The following is a 14,287-nucleotide window of genomic DNA, read 5'->3' on the forward strand; positions in this document are numbered from 1 at the left end:
CCGATCGGACGGGCGGATGACAGGATACGGCCGGGACCGGGAACGACGGCGGCGCACCCGGACGCTGCTCGGCATCGGTTACCTGGCGGCGTTGACGGCGTTGCTGGGTCTCAAGACCGGCTGGGTCCCGGCGGTGGTCACGTTGCTCGGCCTGCTCGCGCTGGCGTACGCGGCGCCCTCGGTGATCGTGTGGCGCGACACCCGTGCGGAGCGCCGGCGGCGGGTGGCGGGCCAGGCTCCGTCGTGGCCGGCCCAGCTGCCGGCGCAGGTGGCGCTGCGTCTCGGGGCCAAGGCGCCCGGCCGCCATGCCCGCCGCGCCGACGAAGTGGGCGAGCTGTTCGGCCGGCTGTCCCTCCGGAACGGCGAACTGCGGTGGGAGCCGCGAAAAGGCGACCGCGACCGCGGCGTCGGCGCCCTGACATTCGACCGGTCGTGGACCACGGAGGTCATTTCCCTGTGGGGCCCGGGAGACCAGGGCTGCCTGACGCTCACGTCCCCCGACGGCACGGCGGCGGACATCTGGGTCCGCCACCCCACCGACCTTCGCCGGACCTTGACGGCGCTCGTCCGCTAGGGACTTCGCGTGGCCGGATGTGGTGGATGACTTCGACCACCCGGAAGCCGAGGGTGATCACGCCGACCGGCCAGCCGGTGAACACGTACTTCCGGGTCCAATGCGTCGTTTTCGTGATGTCCAGGCCCGGTACTGCGTTCGCCATAGCTGGTCGCCGACGCCCACGGTGACCGAGGCACCGGACTGGAGGGCCGGGACCGCCGCAGCACCCCGACGACCGCGAGCGCCGCCCACCAGGCCGAGTTGTGCCGCACGAACGCCGCGACGATCGCCGCCGGCCCGAAGAAGCAGCACAAGAACAGCAGCACCACCAGAACCAGCCACTGCACCGCCGGCCGGTGACCGGGACCGCGATCAAAGCCGACACGGCCACCAGCGCGGGCAGGACGTCGGTGTGGCGCTCGCCGACGGAGGTGAACTGACGCCACCGGACCGTCGTCCGGGCTGTCGTCGCCTCCGGGCGGACCGTACGTCGGACGCGGACTCGCCACCAGCGCCTGAACGAGGTACCCCCGGGTGGGTGATCTGCGATGATCGGCCGCTCGAACACCCGGCCCGCGGAGGACATCGATGACGGCACCCGCTCGTGACGCGCTCGTGGCGGTGGCCACCCTGTTGGCGCCTGTAGCTCGGGGCCGGACCACCGGACAGCCCGGCCCGCGCCACACGTCGGTGCCGTGATCCAGCCCGGAACTCACGTGATCCGGGCCGTAACTCGCGAGTTCCGGCTTCAATCACGCGAGTTCCGGGCTGGATCACGCGAGTTCCGGCTTCAATCACGCCGGTTACGGCCGGGATCCGCTCGGCTCGGGTGTTGCTTTGACGTCGGCGTCAACGTTTAGTTTCGGGGGGTGAAGTTCGGGATCAGCTACAGCACACCCTTTTTCGGCACGGACCCGGAAACCATCGCGGGTTTCGCCCGGGACGCGGAGGAGTGCGGGTTCGAGTCGTTGTACCTGCCGGAGCACGTCGCGCTGTACCCGGGCGCGAAGATCGGGCCGATGGCGCTGCCGCCGTCGCTGCCGTACGCGGATCCGTTGGAGTGCCTCAGCTTCGTCGCCGCCGTCACGAGCCGCATCCTGCTGGGAACCGGCGTCCTGCTGCTGCCCTACCACCACCCGGTGGTGCTGGCCAAGCGGCTGGCGACGGTCGACGTGCTGTCCGGCGGCCGCATGCGGCTGCTCACGGTCGGGGTCGGCGCGCTGCCCGGCGAGGCACAGGCGGCCGGCGTCGACTTCGCCACCCGCGGCCGCCGGACGGACGAAGCCATCGACGTCCTGCGGCTGCTGTGGGCAGGCGGCGAAGAGGGAGTCTCCTTCGCGGGCGAGTTCTTTTCCTTCGAAGGGGTCTGCAGCTTCCCGAAGCCGCTGGGAGTCCGCGAGCTGCCGATCCACGTCGGCGGATCGAGCGCGGCCGCGGCCCGGCGGGCGGGCCGGTGCGGCGACGGCTACTTCCCCGGCGGAGCGCTCACGGCGGACGAGCGCCGCCGCCAGTTCGAGCTCGCCCGGGCCACCGCGAGCGACCCGGGAAACCTGCAGTACACGCGCTGGGGGACGCTCGACATGTCCACGGCGGACGTCGAGGAGCTGGCCCGGCAAGGGGTGACACGCATCGTCGTGACGCCGGCTTCGGCGGAACCCGGCCGCCGGCGGGACGAGATGGCGGGCTTCGCCGGGCGGTTCGGCCTCAGCTGACGTCGTCGACCAGGGACTCGATGCCCGGCGGCAGGCTCGCCCGCCGGGCCGGGACGACGAGAACTTCGCCCACGTCGCGGCGTGGGAGTACGGCGCCGAGCCGGTGCTGCACCGTGAGGAACTGGTCTTCGAGCACGTCCACCCCACCCAGCGGAGCTACACGTGAAACTCACCGTCCGCGTCTGGCGGCAGGCTGGTCGCCTACCCGATCGACGACCTCAGCCCGGACATGTCGTTCCTCGAACTGCTGGACGTGCTGAACCAGCGGCTGATCGAAGCCGGCGACGAGCCGGTGGCGTTCGACCACGACTGCCGCGAAGGCATCTGCGGCTCGTGCGGCGTGGTGATCAACGGCCGGGCGCACGGTCCCGAGCGCACGACGTCGTGCCAGCTGCACCTGCGCTCCTTCGCGGACGGCGACGTCGTCGACGTGGAACCGTGGCGCGCCAAGGGCTTCCCGATCAAGGACCTGGTCGTCGACCGCTCGGCGCTCGACCGGATCGTCCAGGCCGGCGGGTACGTCAGCGCCCCGACGGGCAGCGCGCCGGACGCGCACGCGACCCCGGTCCCCAAGCCGGACGCGGACCTGGCCTTCGACAACGCCACGTGCATCGGCTGCGGCGCCTGCGTGGCGGCGTGCCCGAACGGCTCGGCCACGCTGTTCACGGCGGCGAAGGTGACCCACCTGAGCCTGCTCCCGCAGGGCGGCCCGGAACGCGCGAGCCGGGTGCTCGACATGGTGGACGCGATGGACGCGGAGGGCTTCGGCGGCTGTACGAACACGGGGGAGTGCGTGGCGTCGTGCCCGAAGGGGATCCCGTTCGCGAGCATCGCGACGCTGAACCGGGAGTACCTGGCGGCGACCCGTTCCGGCCGCCGGTAGGCTTCCCGGGCGCGGCGGAATCACGTACGTGGAACTGGATTTCGCCCGGCCGGACCCCGAAGAGCCGGGCGGTCTGCGGTACGAGGCAGGAGTTGTTCGGCTGGTCCGGCCGCCGCTGACGGTCAGAACCCCGGCAGCAGTGCACCGAACCGGCGGCGTCCGCGCGGGGTGATCCGCAGTTCGCGGTCTTCCGAGCCGCGGCGGACCAGACCGTCGGTCAGGAACGCCGCCAGGACCTCGTGGCCGAGGACGCCGCCGAGGTGGGGGACGCGGTGCGTCCGGTCCAGGCAGGCGGTGGCCGGCCGCCGCCTGCCGGGGTCCACCTCCGCCGGCGAGACACCCAAGTCCCGGAACGCGGACAGGTCGTCGCCGAGGGCCACCTCGGGGGCGGAACCGTCCGGAGGCCGCAGTGCCCCACGCGAGACGAGCAGGGCGAACACCGCCACGCCGAGGCGTCCCGCCGCGTGGTCGTAACACGTGTGCGCGATGTCCGCGGCCGACTCGGCGCGGTCCGGCGGGGTGATGCCGTCCTTGCCCGCGTAGCGCGCGAGCGCGGTGAGCACGCCCAGGAGGTCCTCGCGGCCGACGCGGTACACGGCGTGCCGTCCGGTGTGTTCGACCGTCACCAGTCCGGCGGCCCGCAGCCGGGCCAGGTGGTTGCCCAGCCGGGGTGCGGTCACCCCGAGCGCGTCGGCCAGCTGCACCATCGTGTGCGGGCCTTCCGCGGCGAGCACCTGCAGGGCCGTGAGCCGCACCGGGTCGGCCAGCTCGCGGGTCAGCTCGACGATCGCGCCCTGCACGGCGTTGCCCGCATCGACCAGTCCGCCCATCGTCACCCTTCCGACGCGCGCGAGCTTAGCACGCTTCAGGATAATGTGAATGATGATTGCGATCGCTCCGAACCGGGAATACCCTTCACGTCTTCGTGAAGGGTGGATGCATGACCGGACTGCGAAGCCTCCTGTGGGGCCGTGGGGTTTCCGCGCTCGGTGACGGCCTCTGGTTCACGATCTGGGCGCTGTACCTCACCCGGATCGCCGGGCTCCCGCCGGTCACGGTGGGCGCGGGACTGGCCGTGGCCGGCGCCGTGGGCATGGCCGCCGCGGTGCCGCTGGGCGCCTTCGCGGACCGGGTGGGCGCGCGGCCGGTGCTGGTCGTGCTCACGCTGGTGCGGGCCGCAGCGATGGCCGGCTACCTCGCGGTCGGCGGCACCTGGTCGTTCCTGGCCGTGACCGTGCCCTTCACCGCCTTGGCCACCGGCGGGACCGCGGTGCGGACGGCGCTCGTCACGGCGCTGGTCACCGAGCCCGCCGAGCGGGTGCGCGTCCTGGCGCAGCAGCGGGTGGCCCAGCACGTCGGGTACGCCGCCGGTGCCGGGCTCGGCGCCTTGGTGCTGACCGCCGACGCCCGGTGGGCCTACACCTCGGCCATCGCCGGCAACGCCGTCAGCTTCCTGGTCCTCGCCGGCGCGACCCTGCTGGTGCCCGCGCGGCCCCCGGCCGGCCGGACTCCGGAAAAGGCGGCCCGGGTGGTGCTGAAGGACCGGCCGTACCTGTGCCTCACCGCGGCCACGGCCGTGCTTTCGCTGTGCTGGGCCATGTTGTCGGCCGGATTGCCGCTGTGGCTGTCCGGCCGGACCCACCTGCCGCTCGGGCTGGGCGGTGTCGTGGTCGTGCTCAGCTCGGTGGGGATCGCCGTGTTCCAGGTGCCGTTCGCGCGGTTCGCGCGCACGGTGGGCCAGGCCGCGAGAACGGCGGTGGTGTCCGGGGTGGTGCTCGCGGCCAGTTGCGTGCTGCTCGCGACGACGTCCGGCGGCGCGGGAGCGGCCGCCGTCGCGGTGGTGGGGCTGGCCGCGGTGCTGCACGTCGTCGGGGAGCTGGCGTACGTGGCCGCCAACTGGGGCCTGTCGGTGCGCCTGATGCGCGAAGATGCCAAGGGTGCTTACCAGGGCGCGACCGAAGCGGCCACGGCCACCGTGCAGATGGTGGGGCCCGGCGTGTTCACCCTTGCCGTCGGCGGTCTCGGCGGCCCCGGGTGGCTGGTGATCGCGGCGGTGTTCCTCGCGGCCGTCGCGCCAGTGCCGGCGTTGACCCGCTGGGCGGTCCGGACGCGGCAGCCGGCCGAGCCCGCGGCGGCGCGCTGAGCGACGCACGTCACGCTCGCGGTCCGGAACACCAGTGGGGGCAAGACGTTGTACAGAGTGTCGGTACGGCGGTGCCCCCGGGCCTCACCCCTTGCCTTCACGGAATACCGGTAGCGCTGGAGCCGTGTTGTGCCTTCCGCCGCGAGGCGGCCCCCGTACCGACCCTGAACTCCCGTCTCCGCTCGCAGGTCGACCCCCCTCGGACCTCCGCTGAGCGGAGGCGGGCCTCACCCCCGCCCTCCCGGGACCACCAGTCGCTCCGCCGCATCGACGACGAGCACGGCGGTGATCGGCGGCCCCGCAGTTCGTCAGGCCCACCGGGGTTTCGGTCCGGTGCCGCGGCCGGCGTTTGCCTCGCCGTGCCCCGGGTACACCGGTCCCGGCGGTGCCCGCCCGGTGTTCGAGATCGGTCCGTGGTCTCCACAACCCGGGCACCCGGGCGGGTCACCGCTGCACGGCCGCCATCAGCGGGTGCCAGCGCGTCGCGTCGAAGATCAGGGTGATGGCCTCGATCTTCCCGTCGCACAGCCGGAAGTGCTCCGCGGTGTGCTGGACGCCGACCGGGGTCGCGGTGTGCACGTCGTAGACGAGCGTGGCCTCCGTGTCGCCGTAGAGCTCACTGATCATCTCCACGCCGGTGACGATCCCGACGAATCCCGCCAGCCCGTCGAGGTGGCCGCGGGCGTCGGTGGAGGCGATCAGCGGGCTCCGGAACCGGAACGTGCCGGCCAGCTGGGCGGCCGCGGCGGTCACGTCGCCGGCGAACCGGGCCCGGTGGTAGGCCTGCACGGTGTCGCGGGTCTGTCCGGTCATCGGTCCTCCAGGTAGCGGGCGAGGTGGTGCTGGTTCTCCGCCAGCCGCAGGCAGAGGTGCCGCAGCTGGGTCGTCTCGGCGGCGGTGAACCCCCGGAAGAGGGCGGCCATGGCCAGCTGTGACGGCCGCCGGAACTCGTCCAGCCACGTCCGGCCGTCGGCGGTGATGCGGACCAGCACCGAGCGCCGGTCGCGCGGGTCGGGGACCCGCTCGGCGAGCCCGGCTCGTTCCAGCGTGTCGACCAGGCCGGTCACGTTCCGGGAGCTCACCCCGGCGGAGGCGGCGAGTTCCTTGATGTTCGCGTCACCGGTGCCGAGCCGGATCAGGATGTCGAGGGCGCCGGGGCTGAGGCCGCGGCTGTCGGTTCCGCGTGAGCGCAGCTGCTCGAGGCTTCGCGCGGCCGTGCGGACGGCCGCGGCGGCCTCGAGCGCGGCGGTGTCCTCGCCGAGGGTGAACTCGGCCAGCGCGCTCCGGACCTCGGGGGAGTAGAGCCGGTCGTCCTCGTCCCGGGCCAGATTGGGTACGTCATTCATAGTGAAGCACGACATTAGTACGTACTTCCGTATCTCTGTCAACATCTTTGTCCGGGGCCTGTCCGCTCGCAGGCGTTAACCAGGCTTTCGCCCGGCGTTAGCCTCGGTCCCGGGACAGGTTCGCCATCGGCCGCCCATACTGACCCGGCTCGCCACCACGACCCCCCGGAGTCCCCATGACGGACGTCAACCGACGACGGTTTCTGCAGCTGGCCGGCGGTACCGCCGCCCTTTCCGCGCTGTCCACCAGCATCGCCCGTGCCGCGGAAATCCCCGCGTACCACCGGACCGGGACGCTGCGGGACGTCGAGCACATCGTGGTGCTGATGCAGGAAAACCGGTCGTTCGACCACTACTTCGGCACGCTGCGCGGTGTCCGTGGCTTCGGCGACCCGCGGCCGGCGACGCCGGTGGGCGGCAAGTCCGTCTGGGCGCAGTCGGACGGCAAGCGGGACATCCTGCCGTTCCGGCCCGAAGCGGACAACCTGGGCCTGCAGTTCATCCAGGACCTCCCGCACGGCTGGAACGACACGCACGCGGCGTGGAACGGGGGCCGCTACGACAAGTGGGTGCCCGCGAAGGGCTCGACCACCATGGCGTACCTGACGCGCGAGGACATCCCGTTCCACTACGCCCTCGCCGACTCGTTCACGATCTGCGACGCCTACCACTGCTCCTTCATGGGCTCGACCGACCCGAACCGCTACTACATGTGGACCGGCTACACGGGCAACGACGGCAAGGGCGGCGGACCGGTCCTCGGCAACGACGAAAAGGGCTACTCCTGGACGACCTACCCCGAGCGCCTGGAGCAGGCCGGCGTGTCGTGGAAGATCTACCAGGACGTCGGCGACGGCCTCGACGCCGCCGGCGGCTGGGGCTGGATCGACGACGCCTACCGCGGCAACTACGGCGACAACTCGCTGCTGTACTTCGACGCCTACCGCAACGCCAAGCCCGGCGACGCCCTGTACGAGAAGGCCCGCACCGGCACGAACGCCAAGGCCGGCGAGGGCTACTTCGACCGGCTGCGCGCGGACGTCAAGGCCGGGACGCTGCCGCAGGTTTCGTGGATCACCGCACCGGAGGCGTTCTGCGAGCACCCGAACTGGCCGGTGAACTACGGCGCCTGGTACATCGCGCAGGTCCTCGACGCGCTCACCGCGAACCCGGACGTGTGGAGCAAGACCGCGCTGTTCATCACCTACGACGAGAACGACGGCTTCTTCGACCACGTCGTCCCGCCGTACGCGACGGCCGGGCAGTCCACTGTGGACACCACGGGGGAAATCTTCCCCGGGTCGGCGTCGAACCCGGCCGGGCCATACGGGCTCGGCCAGCGCGTGCCGATGCTGGTGGTGTCGCCGTGGAGCAAGGGCGGCTACGTGTGCTCGGAGACCTTCGACCACACCTCGATCATCCGGTTCGTCGAGCGCCGCTTCGGCGTGCACGAGCCGAACATCTCGGCCTGGCGCCGCTCGGTGTGCGGCGACCTGACGTCGGCGTTCGACTTCGCCCGGACCGACGCGCGGGTGCCCGCCCTGCCGGACACCGCGGGCTACGAGCCGCCGGACCGCGAGCGGCACCCGGACTACGTGCCCGCGGTCCCGGCCCACGCCGTGCTGCCGAAGCAGGAACCCGGGCTGCGGCCGGCGCGGGCGCTGCCGTACGACCTGGCCGCCGACGCCCAGGTGGGAGCGGCGCTGAACCTGACGTTCGCCAACCAGGGCCGCGCGGGCGCGACGTTCTCCGTCACCTCGCCGGGCGGGGAGCCGCGCACGTACACCGCCGGTGCCGGGTGCTCGCTCGCCGCCACACTGCCGGTGTCCGGCGGCTACGACTACACCGCCCACGGGCCCAACGGGTTCGTCCGGCAGTTCCGGGGCGCCGTGGCCGGGCCCGAGGTGAGCGCGCGTCCGGAGGGGCGCAGCGGAAATCTCGCGCTGGTCCTGACCAACAGCGGGAAGACCGCGGTACGGCTCACGCTGACGGACGCGTACGCCCGGCGTTCGACGACCCGCCTGCTGCGCCCGGGCGCGCGGGTGGTCGAGGTGGTGGACACGCGGCGCAGCGGCCACTGGTACGACGTCTCGATCGTGTCGGACGGGGATCCGCGCTTCCTGCGCCGCCTGGCGGGGCACGTCGAGACGGGGCGCCCCAGCACCAGCGACCCGAACACGCTGACGCACTGAGTCCACCGGCCCCGGCGGGCACGCAGTTGGCGTTCGGCGTTGCCGGTGTGGTCCGGCTGGGGTGGTGGCCGCCGGTGGGTGCGGTGGTGGGCGGGTTCGCAGCCGCTGGCGCGGCCGGGACTCCCGGTGTGGTTCGGCCGGCCGCGGTTGCGGGCGGCCGGCGGGTTCCGCTGCCGGGTCAGCCGGGCCGCTGTGCGACGGCGAACTCCAAAGCCGTCCGGCCCTCGGCCACTGCGGTCGTGGCGCGCAGGACCAGGCCGCAGGGGGCCGCCAGGGCGGTCAGCTCCTCGGCCGTCCGCTCCCGGCCGCCGAAGCACATCAGCATGAACAGGTCCATCGCCGTGCCCGCGCCCTGGTTGCGCAGGGGCTCGATGACCACCACCGCGCCGTCCTCACCGGCCGCCTCGCGGCAGCCGGTGAGGATGCGGCGGGCGTGGTCGTCGTCCCAGTCGTGGAGGATGTCGGACAGCAGGTACGCGTCGGCGCCCGGCGGCTGGGGGTCGAAGAAGCTGCCGGGCACCGCGCCGGCGCGGTCGGCGAGCCCGGCGGCGGCGAACCGGTCGGCCGCGGCGGTGGCCGACGGGGCCAGGTCCAGCACTTCGCCGCGCACGGCGGGATGGGCGCGCAGGATTTCCGCGAGCACCACGCCGTTGCCGCCGCCGACGTCGACGATGCGGGGGAAGCGGCTCCAGCCGAAGCGTTCGGCGATCTGCGGCGCCTGCGCCCGGAACCGCCAGTTCATCTGGGCGTCGAAGGAGCGCCGCAGCCGCGGTTCGGCGTCGATGTCCGCCCAGAAGCCGCGCCCGTACCGGTGTTCGTAGGCCGGGGCGCCGGTGGTGACGGTCTCGAGCAGGTCGGCGAAGGCGAGTTCGGCACGCCCGCCGGCGGAGTGGATGTCGAGCAGGGGCTTGATCCCCTCCGGGGCGTCCTCGCGCAACTGCGCGCCGAGGTCCGTGGGCCGGTAGCGGCCGGATTCCGCGTCGAGGGCGAACACCCCGGCCGTGACGAGGTGATCGAGCAGGCGGCCCAACGCCGGTGCGGAAGCACCGGTCTCGGACGCCAGTTCGGCGGCGGTGGCTCCCGTGCTGCCCGCGTGCTCGGCGAGGCCGAGCGTCGCTGCCACCCGGATGGCCATGGGGGTGGCCAGATCGGCCATCGCGAGAATCGGCTGCTTCACCGGTCGAGGGTAGCGACGGCGTGGCATCATGACGCTGGCCCGATCGGCAAACCGAACGGAGGGCGCGGCTGATGGACGCTTTACCGAACGACGATGGTGGTCCGTCGATCCGCGACATGCTGGGGGTCAACCTCCGGGCGGCGCGCGCGGCGCGCGGCCTGTCGCTCTCCGAGCTGTCGCGACGGTCGGGGATCGGCAAGGCGACGCTGTCCCAGCTGGAAGGCGGCACCGGCAACCCGACCATCGAGACCGTGTTCAGCCTGTCCCGGGTGCTCGAGGTGGCGATCTCCGACCTGCTCGACCACCGGCCGCGCGGGGGGCTGACCGTCGTGCGGGCGGCCGAGGTCGAGGTGCTCCGCGGCGAAGGCGTCGACCTGCGGCCGCTGCGCCGGATCGAGGCGGAGAACAGCGTCTTCGAGGTGTACGACCAGGTCGTCCGCGGGGACGCGCCGCAGCGCTCGCAGGGCCACGTCGGCGTCGAGCACACCGTCGTGCAGGCCGGTGAGCTGCGGGTCGAGGTCGCCGGCCGGACGGTGGACCTCGGGCCCGGCGACTACGTCGCGTTCGACGCCCGGGAACCGCACAGCTACACCGCGCTGACCGCGCCCGTGCAGTCGGTGCTGCTGCTGCAGTACCGCGCGGACGAGCGGCTCGACGGCAGGCCGCACCCCGTCCTGCAGGATTGACACCCCGCTCGATCCAGACCTATCGTTCGCTATACCGAACGCTGGAGGGTCGATGAACCGAACGCGGGTGGTGGTGATCGGCGCCGGCATCGTCGGTGCGGCGTGCGCCAGGGAACTCGCCGTGGCGGGTTTCGACGTCGTGGTCCTCGACCGCGGCCGGCCCGCGGGCGGCACCACTTCGCACGGTGAAGGCAACGTCTTGGTTTCCGACAAGGGACCGGGTGCCGAACTCGCGCTCGCGCAGCTGTCGGCCCGGTTGTGGCCGCGGCTGCTGGCCGAGCTCGCCGATAGCGACCCGCGCGCGGCGGCCGCGACGGAGTTCGACCCGAAGGGCGGCATCGTCGTCGCCACGACGGAAGCCGGTGCCGGCGCGCTGCTGGCGTTCGCCGAGGCACAGACCGCGGCCGGGGTCCGCACCGAGCGGCTCTCCGCCGCGGACGTCGCGGCGGCCGAACCCGCGCTGACCCGGGAGGTGACCGCCGCCGTCCACTATCCGGAGGACGCCCAGGTGCAGCCGGCCGGCGCCGCGCTGGCCCTGCTGGGTTCGGCGCTCGCCCACGGCGCCCGGCTGCGCACCGAGGCCGAGGTGACGGGCGGGGAGGTCCGGGGCAGCCGGATCACCGGGGTCCGCGTGTCCGGCGAAGTGGTCGAGGCGGACATCGTGGTGAACGCGGCGGGACCGTGGTCGGGGCTCGTGTCGGCGCGGCTGGGTGCGCCGATCGCCGTCCGGCCCCGGCGCGGCGAGGTCCTGGTGACCACGCCGATGCCGGGCGTGGTGCGGCACAAGGTCTACGACGCGGACTACGTCGGAGCCGTCGGCACGGGCAGCGGCGACCTGCAGACGTCGGCGGTGGTGGAGTCGACGTGGGGCGGCACGGTGCTGATCGGCTCGTCCCGCCGCCGCGTGGGCTTCGACGACACGATCCGGCCGGACGTGCTGGGCGCCATCGCGGCGAAGGCGGTCCGGCTGTTCCCGGCCCTGGCCGACGCCGCGGTGATGCGCGCGTACGGCGGGTTCCGGCCGTATGTGGACGACCACCTGCCGGTGCTCGGTGAGGATCCCAGGCTCGGCAACCTGTGGCACGCCACCGGGCACGAGGGCGCGGGGATCGGGTTGAGCGTCGGGACGGCCCTGCTGCTGCGCGAGCTGCTGACCGGAGCACCACCGTCGATGGCGGTGGAGGAGTTCACCGTGGACCGTCCGGCGGTGCTGGCGTGAGCGAGCGGCCGATCGAACTCACCGTCGACGGCGAGACCGTGCCCGGGGTCGCCGGACAGACCGTCGCCGGCGTGCTCCTCGCCGCCGGCCGGCTGTCCTGGCGCACCACGCGCTCCGGCGCGCCGCGCGGTGTCTTCTGCGGGATCGGCGCCTGCTTCGACTGCCTGCTCACCGTCAACGGCGTCGCCGACGTCCGCGCCTGCCGCCGTCGCGCCGCCGACGGCGACGAGATCCGGACCCAGTCGCGGGAGGAGGGCGCGTGACGCACGTCGTCATCGTCGGGGCGGGGCCCGCGGGGCTCGCGGCGGCCGGGCACGCGCTCGCCGCCGGCGCCGAGGTCACCGTCCTGGACCAGGCGGACGCGCCCGGCGGGCAGTACCACCGGGGAGCCTCGCACCGTTTCGAAGCACTCCTGAGCCGGGGCACGTGGTGGCTGGAAAGCACCGTCTGGGCCCTGGAGGGCAAGCGGGTCCACGTGCTGCGCGGCCCGGCCGACGGCACGAACCGGCAGCGTCACACCCTCGAACCCGACGCGCTGGTCCTGGCCACCGGCGCGCACGATCGCGTCCTGCCGTTCCCCGGCTGGCAGCTGCCCGGCGTCTTCACCGCGGGCGCCGCGCAGGCCCTGGCGAAGGGGGAGCGGGTCGCCGTCGGGCGGCGCGTGCTCGTCGCCGGGGCCGGGCCGTTCCTCCTGCCGGTCGCCGAGTCCCTGCTGGCCGTCGGCGCCGAAGTGCTCGCCGTGCTGGAGGCGAACCCGGCGCGCACTGTCCTCAAAGGATGGTCGTGGCGGGCGGCGGCGCACGTCGGCAAGACGAACGAACTGGTCCGGTACGCCGGCACGCTGGCCCGGCACCGCGTGCCCTACCGCCTGGGCCGCGCCGTTGTCGAAGCCCGCGGCGACGACCGGGTCCGCGAAGCCGTCACCGTCCGTCTCCGCGCGGACTGGTCGGTCGTCCCGGGCACCGAACGCACCTACGAGGTCGACGCCCTCTGCGTCGGACACGGCTTCGTGCCGCAACCCGAACTGGCCGTCGCGGCCGGCTGCGTCCTCGACGGCGGGTTCGTCCAGGTCGGCGAGGACCAGCGCACCAGCGCCGGCGGCGTGTTCGCCGCGGGTGAGATCACCGGCATCGGCGGTGCGGCCCTCGCCGCGGCGGAAGGCGCGGTCGCCGGGTGGGCCGCCGCCGGAAGGACGCCGGGCCGCGCACTGATCAAGAAGCGGGACCACGCTCGCGCCTTCGCCCGTCGCCTGGCCGCCGCGCACCCGATCGGCGCGGCCTGGCCCGGCTGGCTGCGTCCGGACACGATTGTCTGCCGCTGCGAGGAAACCCCTTACGGCGACCTGAAAAGAGCCGCGGCCGACGCCGTCGCGCCGGGCCCGCACGCGCTCAAGCTCGGCACCCGGGCCGGGCTCGGCCCGTGCCAGGGCCGGATGTGCGACCCCGCCGTCGCCGAGCTGTGTGGGAGCACTGAGCGGCACCACCGTCCGATCGCCCAGCCGATCCGCCTGGGCGAACTCGCCGATCCGAAGGAGACTCCAGCATGAGCACCCGTGACCTCGGGGGCGTGGTCGTCGCCGCCGCGCTGCCCTACCGGGCCGACGACGCCGCGCCGGCCGGGCTGGCCGTCGACTACGACGCCTACGCCGAACACTGCCGGTGGCTCGTCGGCAACGGCTGCCGCGGGGTCGGCCCGAACGGTTCCCTCGGCGAGTACTCCTCGCTCACCGACGACGAACGCCGCCGGGTGGCCCGCACCGCGATCGAAGCCGTCGGAACCGACGGGATCGTCGTCGTCGGCGTGCACGGCCCCGGCGCGCACCAGGCGCGGTACTGGGCCGAGGCGGCGGCCGAGGACGGCGCGCACGGCGTGCTGTGCCTGCCCCCGACGCTCTACCGCGCCAACCGCGGCGAGGTGCTGGCCCACTTCGAGGCGGTGGCGTCGGTCGGGCTGCCGGTGATGGTCTACAACAACCCCTTCGACACCAAGGTCGACCTCACGCCCGAACTGCTGGCCGAAATCGCGCAGATCGACAACGTCGTGGCCGTCAAGGAGTTCTCCGGCGACGTCCGCCGCGTGCTGGAGATCCGCGAGCGGGCGCCGGGGCTGGCCGTGATCGGCGGCGCCGACGACGTCGTCCTGGAGAGCCTGCTGATGGGCGCCACCGGCTGGTTCGCCGGGTTCCCCAACGTGTTCCCGGCCGAGTCGGCACGCCTGTTCGAGCTCGCCACGGCGGGCAAGCTCGAGGAGGCAAGGGCGCTGTACGAACCGCTGGTGGCCGCGTTCCGCTGGGACTCGCGCACCGAATTCGTCCAGGCCATCAAGCTCGGGATGGACATGGTGGGCCGCCGCGGCGGGCCGTGCCGCCCGCCG

The 14,287-nt window shown here is 73.4% G+C and carries 14 protein-coding genes and 1 pseudogene; 10 read left to right on the forward strand and 5 right to left on the reverse strand.

Annotated elements, in window-relative coordinates; all coding sequences use genetic code 11:
* The first annotated feature begins 16 nt into the window (after positions 1–16).
* Positions 17–574, forward strand: a complete 558-nt coding sequence (locus AB0F15_RS34435) for a hypothetical protein (protein WP_360279757.1) — start codon at positions 17–19, stop codon at positions 572–574.
* An 851-nt stretch (positions 575–1,425) separates the two neighbouring features.
* The gene (locus AB0F15_RS34440) at positions 1,426–2,268 is read left to right on the forward strand and encodes a TIGR03619 family F420-dependent LLM class oxidoreductase (RefSeq protein ID WP_360279760.1); all 843 of its coding nucleotides are present in this window, start codon (positions 1,426–1,428) and stop codon (positions 2,266–2,268) included.
* Here the strand turns inward: AB0F15_RS34440 and AB0F15_RS34445 are convergent.
* The gene (locus AB0F15_RS34445; protein WP_360279763.1) at positions 2,261–2,410 is read right to left on the reverse strand and encodes a hypothetical protein; all 150 of its coding nucleotides are present in this window, start codon (positions 2,408–2,410) and stop codon (positions 2,261–2,263) included. The two genes, AB0F15_RS34440 and AB0F15_RS34445, sit on opposite strands and share 8 nt — an antisense overlap.
* A gap of 20 nt (positions 2,411–2,430) precedes the next feature.
* Between AB0F15_RS34445 and AB0F15_RS34450 the strand changes: the two are divergent.
* Positions 2,431–3,151: pseudogene (locus tag AB0F15_RS34450) on the forward strand (succinate dehydrogenase/fumarate reductase iron-sulfur subunit).
* Between the two features lie 122 nt (positions 3,152–3,273).
* Here the strand turns inward: AB0F15_RS34450 and AB0F15_RS34455 are convergent.
* Complete coding sequence (locus AB0F15_RS34455) at positions 3,274–3,981, reverse strand: metalloregulator ArsR/SmtB family transcription factor (RefSeq protein ID WP_360279766.1); 708 nt, start codon at positions 3,979–3,981, stop codon at positions 3,274–3,276.
* A 110-nt stretch (positions 3,982–4,091) separates the two neighbouring features.
* On the opposite strand from AB0F15_RS34455, the gene AB0F15_RS34460 reads away from it, so the two are divergent.
* Positions 4,092–5,294, forward strand: a complete 1,203-nt coding sequence (locus tag AB0F15_RS34460) for an MFS transporter (protein ID WP_360279769.1) — start codon at positions 4,092–4,094, stop codon at positions 5,292–5,294.
* Positions 5,295–5,738: 444 nt separating this feature from the next.
* Here the strand turns inward: AB0F15_RS34460 and AB0F15_RS34465 are convergent, their stop codons facing one another.
* Entirely contained in the window at positions 5,739–6,107 is a 369-nt protein-coding gene (locus AB0F15_RS34465) for a hypothetical protein (RefSeq protein WP_360279772.1), read from the reverse strand.
* Positions 6,104–6,640: a MarR family transcriptional regulator gene (locus AB0F15_RS34470; protein WP_360279775.1), complete on the reverse strand. Its 537-nt coding sequence runs from the start codon at positions 6,638–6,640 to the stop codon at positions 6,104–6,106. The genes AB0F15_RS34465 and AB0F15_RS34470 overlap by 4 nt, the downstream gene beginning before the upstream one ends.
* 176 nt (positions 6,641–6,816) lie before the next feature.
* On the opposite strand from AB0F15_RS34470, the gene AB0F15_RS34475 reads away from it, so the two are divergent.
* Positions 6,817–8,832: a phosphocholine-specific phospholipase C gene (locus tag AB0F15_RS34475; RefSeq protein ID WP_360279778.1), complete on the forward strand. Its 2,016-nt coding sequence runs from the start codon at positions 6,817–6,819 to the stop codon at positions 8,830–8,832.
* A gap of 178 nt (positions 8,833–9,010) precedes the next feature.
* Here the strand turns inward: AB0F15_RS34475 and AB0F15_RS34480 are convergent, their stop codons facing one another.
* The gene (locus AB0F15_RS34480) at positions 9,011–10,009 is read right to left on the reverse strand and encodes a methyltransferase (protein ID WP_360279780.1); all 999 of its coding nucleotides are present in this window, start codon (positions 10,007–10,009) and stop codon (positions 9,011–9,013) included.
* A gap of 71 nt (positions 10,010–10,080) precedes the next feature.
* On the opposite strand from AB0F15_RS34480, the gene AB0F15_RS34485 reads away from it, so the two are divergent.
* From AB0F15_RS34485 to AB0F15_RS34505, 5 genes are all read left to right on the forward strand, one after another.
* Positions 10,081–10,695, forward strand: coding sequence for an XRE family transcriptional regulator (locus AB0F15_RS34485; protein WP_360279783.1), 615 nt, complete (start codon positions 10,081–10,083; stop codon positions 10,693–10,695).
* A gap of 52 nt (positions 10,696–10,747) precedes the next feature.
* Positions 10,748–11,914: an FAD-dependent oxidoreductase gene (locus tag AB0F15_RS34490; protein ID WP_360279785.1), complete on the forward strand. Its 1,167-nt coding sequence runs from the start codon at positions 10,748–10,750 to the stop codon at positions 11,912–11,914.
* Positions 11,911–12,177 (forward strand): (2Fe-2S)-binding protein, encoded by a 267-nt coding sequence (locus AB0F15_RS34495; protein WP_360279788.1) that lies wholly within the window; start codon positions 11,911–11,913, stop codon positions 12,175–12,177. Before AB0F15_RS34490 ends, AB0F15_RS34495 begins: the two co-directional genes overlap by 4 nt.
* Positions 12,174–13,460 carry an FAD/NAD(P)-binding oxidoreductase gene (locus tag AB0F15_RS34500; protein WP_360279791.1) on the forward strand — a complete coding sequence of 429 codons (1,287 nt, stop codon included), beginning with the start codon at positions 12,174–12,176 and terminating at the stop codon, positions 13,458–13,460. The genes AB0F15_RS34495 and AB0F15_RS34500 overlap by 4 nt, the downstream gene beginning before the upstream one ends.
* A partial coding sequence (locus tag AB0F15_RS34505) for a dihydrodipicolinate synthase family protein (protein WP_360279794.1) occupies positions 13,457–14,287 on the forward strand: 831 nt, incomplete at its 3' end. The genes AB0F15_RS34500 and AB0F15_RS34505, both read left to right, overlap by 4 nt.

This window comes from Amycolatopsis sp. NPDC026612 (genome assembly GCF_040638285.1).
GTDB lineage: Bacteria > Actinomycetota > Actinomycetes > Mycobacteriales > Pseudonocardiaceae > Amycolatopsis.